The organism is Pseudomonas sp. A-1, assembly GCF_004801855.1.
GTDB lineage: Bacteria > Pseudomonadota > Gammaproteobacteria > Pseudomonadales > Pseudomonadaceae > Geopseudomonas.
Genome location: NZ_SSTC01000059.1, coordinates 16,874 through 27,005, shown reverse-complemented (window position 1 = coordinate 27,005; position 10,132 = coordinate 16,874). Strand labels below are relative to the sequence as shown.

Below are 10,132 nucleotides of genomic sequence, written 5' to 3'. Positions count from 1 at the left end.
GCGGGCCCTCGGGCTGCAGGCGCTGGATGGCGCCAACGCCGGAGCCCGCTGGCGCCGCATCGCCGAGCTGCAGCGCGCCGGTGCCGCCCTGGCCGAACTGCTCAGCGCGCATGGCCTGCCGCCGGCCGGCGGCTGCGCACTGTTCCAGTGGCTGCCGCGCCTCGACGCCGCCGCGCTGCACGACTTCCTCGCCCGCCGCGGCATCCTCGTGCGTCTGTTCAGCGAGCCGGCCAGCCTGCGCTTCGGCCTGCCCGCTACAGAGGCCGACTGGCAACGCCTGGCCCGCGCGCTGGCCGATTACCCGAAGGAAACGACATGACCACCCCGATGGCGCAGGGCGCGACCCTGATGGTGCAGGGCACCACCTCCGACGCCGGCAAGAGCACCCTGGTGACCGCGCTGTGCCGCTGGCTGGCGCGCCAGGGCGTGGCGGTGGCGCCGTTCAAGCCGCAGAACATGGCGCTCAACTCGGCGGTCACCGCCGATGGCGGCGAGATCGGCCGCGCCCAGGCGGTGCAGGCCCAGGCCGCCAATCTGGCGCCGCACACCGACATGAACCCGGTGCTGCTCAAGCCCAATAGCGACATCGGTGCCCAGGTGATCATCCACGGCCGCGCCGTCACCAGCATGGACGCCGCCGCCTACCACGACTACAAGCGCGTCGCCATGCAGGCGGTGCGCGACTCGCATGGCCGCCTGAGTGCGCAGTACCCGGTGGTGATGGTCGAGGGCGCAGGCTCGCCGGCGGAGATCAACCTGCGCGCCGGCGACATCGCCAACATGGGCTTCGCCGAGGCGGTGGACTGCCCGGTGATCATCATTGCCGACATCGACAAGGGCGGCGTGTTCGCCCATCTGGTCGGCACCCTGGCGCTGCTCAGCGAATCGGAGCAGGCGCGCGTGCAGGGCTTCGTGATCAACCGCTTCCGCGGCGATCTGGCCCTGCTGCAGCCCGGCCTCGACTGGCTGGAGCAGCGCACCGGCAAGCCGGTGCTCGGCGTGCTGCCCTACCTGCACGACCTGCACCTGGAGGCCGAGGACGCCATCGACGTGCGTCAGGTGACCAAGAGCGACGAGCGCCTCAGGGTGGTGGTGCCGGTGCTGCCGCGGATCAGCAACCACACCGACTTCGACCCGCTGCGCCTGCACCCGCAGGTGGAGCTGAGCTTCGTCGGCCCCGGCCAGGCCATCCCGCCGGCCGACCTGATCATCCTGCCCGGCTCGAAGAGCGTGCGCGCCGATCTCGCCCACCTGCGCGCGCAGGGCTGGGAGGACGCCATCCGGCGCCACCTGCGCTACGGCGGCAAGGTCCTCGGCATCTGCGGCGGGCTGCAGATGCTCGGCGGCGAGATCGCCGATCCGCTCGGCCTGGAAGGCGCGCCGGGCGTGAGCCAGGGTCTCGGCCTGCTGGAGATCGACACCGTGCTGGAGGCCGAGAAGCAGCTGCGCAACGTGCGCGGCCGGCTGGCGCTGGAGGATGCCGCGGTCAGCGGCTACGAGATCCACGCCGGCGTCAGCCGCGGCGCCGGGCTGGAAAACCCGGTCGTGCGCCTCGATGACGGCCGCTGCGACGGCGCCCTCAGCATGGATGGCCAGGTGCTCGGCACCTATCTGCACGGCCTGTTCGAGAATCCGGCGGCGTGCAGCGCGCTGCTGCGCTGGGCCGGTCTGCGCGAGGTGGAGACGCCCGACTACCATGCCCTGCGCGAGCGCGACATCGAGCGCCTGGCCGACCTGGTCGAGATGCATCTGGACACCGCGCGGCTGCGCCAGCTGTGCGGATTGACGTAGGGTGCGCCGTGCGCACCGCCACGAATACAGCTTGGTGCGCACGGCGCACCCTACCCTTAACCCACCGAGAGACCCTCGATGCTTGAACTGATCCTCGGCGGCGCCCGTTCCGGCAAGAGCCGCCTGGCCGAACGCCTGGCCATCGAGTCCGGCCTGGCGGTCACCTACCTCGCCACCGCCCAGCCCGGCGACGGCGAGATGGCCGCACGCATCGCCCACCACCGGGCGCGCCGTCCGGCCGGCTGGGCGCTGGTGGAGGAGCCGGTCCGGCTGATGCAGGCGCTGCGCGACCACGCGGCGGAAAACCGCTGTCTGCTGGTCGACTGCCTGACCCTGTGGCTGACCAATCTGCTATTGCTTGATGACAGTTCCGCTCTGGCTCGCGAGCGCGACGCACTGCTCGACGGCATCGCCGGGCTGCCCGGGCGCATCGTCCTGGTCAGCAACGAGACCGGCCTCGGCGTGGTGCCGCTCGGCGAGCTGACCCGCCGCTACGTCGACGAGGCCGGCTGGCTGCACCAGGCCCTGGCCGAGCGCGCGCAGCGCGTGACCTTCTGTGTGGCAGGGCTGCCCATGATCCTCAAAGGGGATGCACCATGAACGAATCCTGGTGGCAGGCGCCCTGCCAGCCCATCGACCATGTGGCCCGGCAGAAGGCCGAGCAGCGCCAGGCGCGGCTGACCAAGCCGGCCGGCGCCCTCGGTCGCCTAGAGCAGCTGGCCATCGAGCTGGCCGCGCTGCAGGGCCGTGAGTGCCCGCACCTCGAACAGCCGTGGATCGCGGTGTTCGCCGGCGACCACGGGGTGGTCGAGGAGGGCGTGTCCGCCTACCCGCAGGCGGTGACCCGGCAAATGCTGCACAACTTCGTCGCCGGCGGCGCGGCGATCAGCGTGCTGGCCCACCAGCTGCAGGCACGCCTGGAAGTGATCGATCTCGGCACCGTCGGCGGCGAGCCGCTGGGCGGCGTGCACAGCTACGCCCTCGGCCCCGGCACCGCCAACTTCGCCCACGGCCCGGCGATGACCGCCGAGCAGTGCGCCGCGGCGCTGGCCGCCGGGCGCGCCAGCGTCGAACGCGCCCGCCAGGTGCATGCCGGGCTGTACATCGGCGGCGAGATGGGCATCGGCAACACCACCGCGGCGGCGGCACTCGGCTGCGCGCTGCTCGACCTGCCGGCGCTGGCGCTGACCGGCGCCGGCACCGGCCTCGACGAGGCCGGCGTGGCGCGCAAGCAGCGGGTGATCGACAGCGCCCTGCTGCTGCATCAGCGCGACTGCGCCGAGCCGTTCGAGGCGCTGCGCCGCCTCGGCGGCTTCGAGATCGCCGCGCTGGCCGGCGCCTTCATCGCCTGCGGCCAGTACGGCCTGCCGGTGCTGGTCGACGGCTTCATCACCACGGTCGCCGCGCTGTGCGCGGTGCGCCTCAACCCCGCCTGCCGGCCCTGGCTGCTGTTCGGCCACCGCAGCGCCGAACCGGGGCACAGCCACGTGCTGCAGGCGCTCAAGGCCGAACCGCTGCTCGATCTCGGCCTGCGCCTGGGCGAGGGCAGCGGCGCGGCGCTGGCAGTGCCGCTGCTGCGGCTGGCCTGCAGCCTGCACGGCGGCATGGCGACCTTCGCCGAGGCCCAGGTCAGCGACCGCGCGCCATGATCCTCGACCTGCTGCGCCACGGCGAGACCGAGCAGGGCGGCGGCCTGCGCGGGCGCATCGACGATGCCCTGACCGAGCGCGGCTGGACGCAGATGCGCGACGCGGTCGAAGGCGCTGCACCCTGGCAGGCGGTGGTCAGCTCGCCGCTGCAGCGCTGCGCCGCCTTCGCCGCCGAACTGGCCGCGCGCCACGGCCTGCCGCTGCAGCTGGAGAGCGGCCTGCGCGAACTGGACTTCGGCGCCTGGGACGGGCGCAGCGCCGCCGAGCTGATGGCGAGCGACGCCGAGGGGCTGGGGCGCTTCTGGGCCGATCCCTACGCCTTCACCCCGCCGGACGGCGAGCCGCTGGTCGACTTCGAGGCGCGGGTGCTCGACGCGCTCGAGCGCCTGCATGCGCGTTTTGCCGGCCGCCACCTGCTAGTGGTCACCCACGGCGGGGTGATGCGCCTGCTGCTGGCCCGCGCCCGCGGCCTGCCGCGCGGCGACCTGCTGCAGGTGGAGGTGGGCCATGGCGCCCTGCAGCGCCTGCGGGCCGGCGCGGGGCTGGCGCTGGTCGAGGACTGAGCCCCGCGTCAGCCGTTCTGGTCGGTCGTGGCAGGGGTGGCGCCGCGCGCGCAGTCCGCGCACAGGCAGCTGCGCCCGCGTGCTGCTTCCGGAATGCGTTGCAGCGCCTCGGCGGCGATCTCGGCGGAGAAGCACCAGCACGGCTGGTCGCGGCTCGCCGGATCGGCCTGGCCGCAGCGGTTGGGGCGGCCGCACAGCGGGCAATGCAGCGGGTCGGAGTCGGTCATGGCGGGCAGGTAAGCGGAGATGGCCTGCCAGCATGCGGTGCTGGCCCGGCCCCTGGCAAGCCTTCAGCCGCGAGCCTGCAGCCATGCCCTCCAGCCGCCGCAGGCGGTGATGTCCTCGGCGCCTTCCAGGCCCCAGCCATCGCAGATGAAGCCGGTCTCCCAGCGGCCGTCGGCCAACTCGACCTTGCCCAGGCCCAGCGGCGCCGGGATGCCGGTGAGGAAGGAGCCCAGCTCCGCGCTCGGCAGTTCCCACACCTCCACCGCGATGGCCGCGCCGCCTTCGGCAACGCGCAGCATGCCCGGGCGCAGCGGCGGGCCGCCGGCGAGGGCATACAGCTTGTAGTGCGGCGCGCTGCGGGTGGCTTCGACCAGCCGGCCGCCGCGTTGCACCAGTTGCCAGTTGAGCGGCAGGCCGGCCAGGTGCGCGCCGCACACCACCACGCGGGCCAGATCGTGGCGCGCGGTGCTGGCCGGCGCCGGCAGGTCGATGGCCCGGCCGCCGGCCAGCGGCAGGGCGTGTTGGCGCTGCACGGCGTCGGCCAGGCCGAGCAGGTACTGGTCGGTGAAGGCGCGGCCGAACAGGGTGACGCCCCACGGCAGGCCGTTGCTCATCACCCCGCTCGGCACCGCCACCGCGGCGTAGTCCAAGAGGTTCATGAAGTTGGTGTAGTAGCCCAGTTCGGAGTTGCGCAGCACGGGTTCCTCGTGCAGCTCGGCGAGGGTCACCGGGCGGCCGATGGTCGGGGTGAGCACGCAGTCCAGTTCGGCCAGGATGCGGTCGCACTGCGCCTTGAGCGCCTGCAGGCGGTACTGGGCGCGGAACGCCTCCACCGCCGTGGCGTCCGGCGCCTTGGCCAGCACCGCGCGGATCACCGGCAGCACCGCCTCGGGCTCGCGCTCGACCAGCTCGCCGGCCACGCTGTAGCGCTCGGCCACCCACGGCCCCTCGTAGAGCAGGCGCGCGGCTTCGAGGAAGGGCGAGAAGTCGATCTCCACCGCCTCGCCGCCGAGGGCTTCGAGCTGGCGCACGGCGCTCGCGAACTGCAGCGGGCCTTCGGCGCAGCCGAAGAACTGCAGGTCCTGCGCGCGCGGCACGCCGAAGCGGAACGGGCGCGGCGCGCCGAAGGCCGAGGCGTCGTTCCACAGCGGGTTGGCGCGGCTGTAGTCGTCGCGCGGATCGAGCGTGGCGGTCAGCGCCAGCAACTGGCTGGCCTCGCGGGCGGTGGCGGTGAAGAAGGTGACGCAGTCCAGAGTGCGGCAGGCCGGCACCACCCCGGCGGTGGAGATCAGCCCCTTGGTCGCCTTGAAGCCGACCAGGTTGTTCAGCGCCGCCGGCACCCGGCCACTGCCTGCGGTATCGGTGCCGAGGGCGAAGCTGGCCACGCCGAGGGCCACGGCCAGCGCCGAGCCGGAGCTGGAGCCGCCGGCCGGGTAGTCCGGGTGCAGGCTGTTGCGGCATTCGCCGTACGGCGAGCGGGTGCCGTTGAGGCCGGTAGCGAACTGGTCGAGGTTGGTCTTGCCCAGCGGCACGGCGCCAAGGGCGAGCAGTTGCTCGACTATGGTGGCGCTGCGTTCCGGCACGTAGGCGAAGGCCGGGCAGGCGGCGGTGGTCGGCACGCCGGCCAGGTCGATATTGTCCTTGATGGCGAAGGGTACGCCGTACAGCGGCAGCTCGCCCGGCGCCTTGTCGTCGAGGGCGGCCAGGTAGGGCTCCAGCTCCTCGGCGTCGAGCAGGTGGATGAACAGCTTGAATTCCGGGTTGAGCGCCGCGGCCTTGGCGCGCAGCGCTTCGATCAGCAGGCGCGGGGTAGTGCGGCCGTCGAGATAGGCGGCGCGCAGGGCGTCGAGGCGCAGGTCGAATTCGTGGTGCATGGTCGGGTTCCTCGTAGGGTGCGCCGTGCGCACCCCTGAATCTGGCGGTGCGCGCGGCGCACCCTACGGTTCCGATGGCTCCCACGCTCCGGCGTGGGGGCCCGCTTCTGGACGCTGGAGCGTCCGGGCTGCGTTCCCACGCGGACGGTTCGACGCCTCGACGTGGGAACGATCAGCGGGGTCAGGCCTCCTCGAGCACCACCACCCGCTGGCCGGCGCGCACCGGCGAGCCGGGCTGCACGCGCACCTCGCGGACCACGCCGCCGACCGGCGCGGTGAGGGGGATCTCCATCTTCATCGACTCGAGGATCACCAGCACGTCGCCGGCCGCGACCGTTTCGCCCTCGCTCACCTGCACCTGCCAGAGGTTGCCGGCGATGTGGCTGTCGATGCCGTGCTGGCCGGCGCCAAGGGGCGAGTCCTCGCCGAGGTCGGGGCCGACTTCCTCCATCTCGAAGTGCGCCTGGCCGGAGTCGATCCAGCGCTGGCGCTCGGCGGCGAAGGCGCCGCGCTGCTGGGCGCGGAACGCGGCGATGCCCTCGGCCTCGTCCTGGAGGAACTGCTGGTAGTCGGCCAGGGCCAGTTCGCTGTTCTCGATGCGCAGCTCGTAGCGGCCGAGCGGGAAGTCGCGACGGATCTGCAGCAGCTCCTCGGCGGACACAGGGTAGAAGCGGATCTGGTCGAAGAAGCGCAGCAGCCAGGGCTTGCCGCGGAAGGCCGCGACCTCGCGGTAGCGGTTCCACATCTGCAGGGTGCGGCCGACGAACTGGTAGCCGCCGGGGCCCTCCATGCCGTACACGCACATGTAGGCGCCGCCGATACCCACCGAGTTCTCCGCGGTCCAGGTGCGTGCCGGGTTGTACTTGGTGGTGACCAGGCGGTGGCGCGGGTCGAGCGGGGTGGCCACCGGCGCGCCGAGGTACACGTCGCCGAGGCCCATCACCAGGTAGCTGGCGTCGAACACGGTCCTGTAGACCTCGTCGAGATTCGGCAGGTCGTTGATCCTACGAATGAACTCCAGGTTGCTCGGGCACCAGGGCGCGTCCTTGCGCACCGTGGTCATGTACTTGTCGATGGCCAGCTGGCAGGCCGGGTCGTCCCAGGACAGCGGCAGGTGGACGATGCGCGACGGCACCCGGAGATCCTGCGCGGCGCACACCGCGTCCCACAGCCCGGCGACCGTTTCCAGCAGGCTGGCCAGCGGCAGGGTTTCCGGCTGGTAGTGGACCTGCAGCGAGCGGATGCCCGGCGTCAGGTCGATCACCCCGGCGAGCGCCTCGGCTTCCAGCGCCTGCATCAGCGCATGGCCGCGAAAGCGCAGCACCAGGTCCAGCTCCGGCTGGCCGATCTCCAGCAGCAGATGGGTGTCGCCGGACAGGCGGGCGACCAGGCGGGTGTCGTCCTCACCGATATCCAGGACGATGGGCGACTGCGGCGCGATTGCCTGCCACTCGACCGCCGCCGGCGCGAGATCCACGCACTCTTCACGGCGCGCCCGGGCCAGTTCGCGCGCGCTGTCGAGGCTCACCGGCACGAAACGCACCCGGTCACCGGCCTTGAGCTGGCCGAGCTGCCAGAGGTCGGCCTCGATCACCGTCACCGGGCAGACGAAGCCGCCCAGGCTCGGGCCGTCCGGGCCGAGGATCACCGGCATGTCGCCGGTAAAGTCCACGGCACCGATGGCATACGGGTTGTCGTGGATGTTCGATGGGTGCAGGCCGGCCTCGCCGCCGCTGTCGCGCACCCACTCGGGTTTCGGGCCGATCAGGCGCACGCCGGTGCGGCTGGAGTTGAAGTGCACCTCCCAGTCGGTGGCGAGGAAGGTGTCGATGTAGGCCGGGGTGAAGTACTCCGGCGCGCCGTGCGGGCCGTAGATCACCCGGATCTCGCGCACCGCCGGCAGCCGCGCGCACAGTTCTGCCGGCAGCGCGGCGCCGGCGCTGGCGTCGGCCAGCGGCGCGAGATGCAGCACGTCGCCGGCGCGCAGGGCGCGGCCGCCGTGGCCGCCGAACTGGCCGAGGGTGAAGGTGCTCTTGCTGCCCAGATAGTCCGGCAGCTGCAGGCCACTGCGCACGGTCAGGTAGCTGCGCGCGCCGGCACCAGCGATGGTGCCGAGGGCGAGGGTACCGCCGGCGGGGACGAACAGTGCGGTGTGCATGGGCTGCGCCACACCGTCGAGGGCGACGGGGATGGTCGCGCCGGTCACCGCCACCACCGCGTCGGCGTTGAAGCGCAGCAGCGGCCCGCTCATGGTGATTTCCAGGCCGGCGGCGCCCTCGGCGTTGCCGAGCAGGCGGTTGCCCAGGCGCAGGGCGCGGTCGTCCATCGGCCCGGACGGCGGCACGCCGACCGCCCAGTAGCCGAGGCGGCCAGGGTAGTCCTGCACCGTGGTCTGGGTGCCGGCGCTGAGCACCTCGAAGGTGCTGGCGCGGTAGGCGAGGCCTTCCAGGCAACGGGTCCACGGATTGCCCTCGGCGAAGGGGGCATCCTGGATGATCTGCCGCAGGTAGTCGCGGTTGGTTTCCACGCCGTACAGCAGCGAGTCGGCCAGCGCCTGGTCAAGGGCGGCGCGGGCCTCGTCCCGAGTGGGCGCCCAGGCGATGACCTTGGCGATCATCGGGTCGAAGTAGGGCGGGATCTCGCAGCCGGCCTCGACCCAGGTGTCGATGCGCAGCGCCTGGCCGTCGGCTGCCGGGAACTCGACCGCGGTGAGCAGGCCGGGGCTGGGCTGGAAGTCGCGGCCCGGGTCCTCGGCGTACAGGCGTGCCTGGATGGCGTGGCCAGCGGGTTTCAGTCCCTTGGCCAGCTCGGCCAGCGGCGGCAGATCGCCGGCGGCCAGCTCGATCATCCAGCGCACCAGATCGACGCCCCATACCTGCTCGGTGACGCCGTGCTCGACCTGCAGGCGGGTGTTCACCTCGAGGAAGTAGAAGCGCGCGGCCTCGCTGTCGTAGACGAACTCGACGGTGCCGGCGCTGCGGTAGTTGACCGCCTTGGCCAGCTTGATCGCCGCCGCGCACAGCTCCTCGGCCATGCCGGCGGGCAGGTTGGGCGCCGGGGTTTCCTCCAGCACCTTCTGGTTGCGCCGCTGCACCGAGCAGTCGCGCACGCCGAGGGCCAGCACCTCGCCGGCGCCGTCGCCGAACACCTGCACCTCCAGGTGGCGGGCGCGCTCGATGTACTTCTCGATGAACACGCCCGAGTCGCTGAAGTTGTTCTGCCCCAGGCGCTTGACCGCCTCGAAGGCTTCGGAAAACTCCATGGCGCTGCGACATACGCGCATGCCGATGCCGCCGCCGCCGGCGGTGCTCTTCAGCATCACCGGGTAGCCGACCTGCTCGCCGGCCTTCAGCGCGGCATCGAGGTTTTCCAGCAGTTCGGTGCCTTCCAGCATCGGCACGCCGTGCTGCCTCGCCAGCGCGCGGGCGGTGTGCTTGAGGCCGAACACCCGCAGCTGCTCCGGCGTCGGTCCGACGAAGGCGATGCCGGCGGCCTCGCAGGCTTCGGCGAACGCCGCGTTCTCGGAGAGGAAGCCGTAGCCGGGGTGGATGGCGGTGGCGCCGCTCTGCTTGGCCGCGGCGAGGATCTTGTCCACCACCAGATAGGTGGAGGAGGCCGGCCCTTCGCCCAGCGAGAAGGCCTCGTCGGCCTGCTGGATATGCAGGCTGGCGGCGTCGGCTTCGGAGTAGACGGCCACGCCCTTCACATCGAGGGAGCGCAGGGTACGCAGGATGCGGCAGGCGATGGCGCCGCGGTTGGCGATCAGGAGTTTGTCGAACATGGAGGAGGCCCCATGCAGTGGCGGGTCGTCCCGCCGGAAATCTTCTGCACCACGGTCGTCCGTGGTTGGAGGCTCGGTGCGAGCGGATTCAGGAGCGTGCAGGCCGGGGCGAGCACGGTGCAATCAACAGAGCAATTTGCGGGCCAGCACGGTTTTGCCGGTTTTTGGCGGCGATCCCGGGGGATGGCTGCCCTGCGACTGTGCGTTGCCGGCAGGCTGCACCTTTGCGGGGCGTAGGATGGGTTGAGC

At 72.1% G+C, this 10,132-nt stretch carries 7 protein-coding genes and 1 pseudogene; 5 read left to right on the top strand and 3 right to left on the bottom strand.

Annotation, left to right across the window (positions count from 1 at the left end; translation table 11 throughout):
* From E5198_RS21575 to cobC, 5 genes and pseudogenes are all read left to right on the top strand, one after another.
* Window positions 1-319 (top strand): annotated as a pseudogene (locus E5198_RS21575) (threonine-phosphate decarboxylase); the annotation flags it as partial.
* A gap of 8 nt (window positions 320-327) precedes the next feature.
* Entirely contained in the window at window positions 328-1,791 is a 1,464-nt protein-coding gene (locus tag E5198_RS14095) for a cobyric acid synthase (RefSeq protein WP_168772531.1), read from the top strand.
* Between the two features lie 78 nt (window positions 1,792-1,869).
* Window positions 1,870-2,391, top strand: a complete 522-nt coding sequence (cobU, locus tag E5198_RS14090) for a bifunctional adenosylcobinamide kinase/adenosylcobinamide-phosphate guanylyltransferase (protein ID WP_136490630.1) — start codon at window positions 1,870-1,872, stop codon at window positions 2,389-2,391.
* Window positions 2,388-3,440: a nicotinate-nucleotide--dimethylbenzimidazole phosphoribosyltransferase gene (gene cobT, locus E5198_RS14085; RefSeq protein ID WP_136490629.1), complete on the top strand. Its 1,053-nt coding sequence runs from the start codon at window positions 2,388-2,390 to the stop codon at window positions 3,438-3,440. Before cobU ends, cobT begins: the two co-directional genes overlap by 4 nt.
* A complete protein-coding gene (gene cobC / locus E5198_RS14080) occupies window positions 3,437-4,003 on the top strand; it encodes an alpha-ribazole phosphatase family protein (protein WP_136490628.1) in 567 nt (188 codons plus the stop codon). Before cobT ends, cobC begins: the two co-directional genes overlap by 4 nt.
* A gap of 8 nt (window positions 4,004-4,011) precedes the next feature.
* Here the strand turns inward: cobC and E5198_RS14075 are convergent, their stop codons facing one another.
* From E5198_RS14075 to uca, 3 genes are all read right to left on the bottom strand, one after another.
* Window positions 4,012-4,230, bottom strand: a complete 219-nt coding sequence (locus E5198_RS14075) for a cysteine-rich CWC family protein (protein WP_136490627.1) — start codon at window positions 4,228-4,230, stop codon at window positions 4,012-4,014.
* Window positions 4,231-4,293: 63 nt separating this feature from the next.
* Window positions 4,294-6,102: an allophanate hydrolase gene (gene atzF, locus E5198_RS14070; RefSeq protein ID WP_136490626.1), complete on the bottom strand. Its 1,809-nt coding sequence runs from the start codon at window positions 6,100-6,102 to the stop codon at window positions 4,294-4,296.
* A gap of 181 nt (window positions 6,103-6,283) precedes the next feature.
* On the bottom strand, window positions 6,284-9,883 hold the full coding sequence (gene uca, locus E5198_RS14065) for an urea carboxylase (RefSeq protein WP_136490625.1): 3,600 nt from the start codon (window positions 9,881-9,883) through the stop codon (window positions 6,284-6,286).
* Window positions 9,884-10,132: the final 249 nt, after the last annotated feature.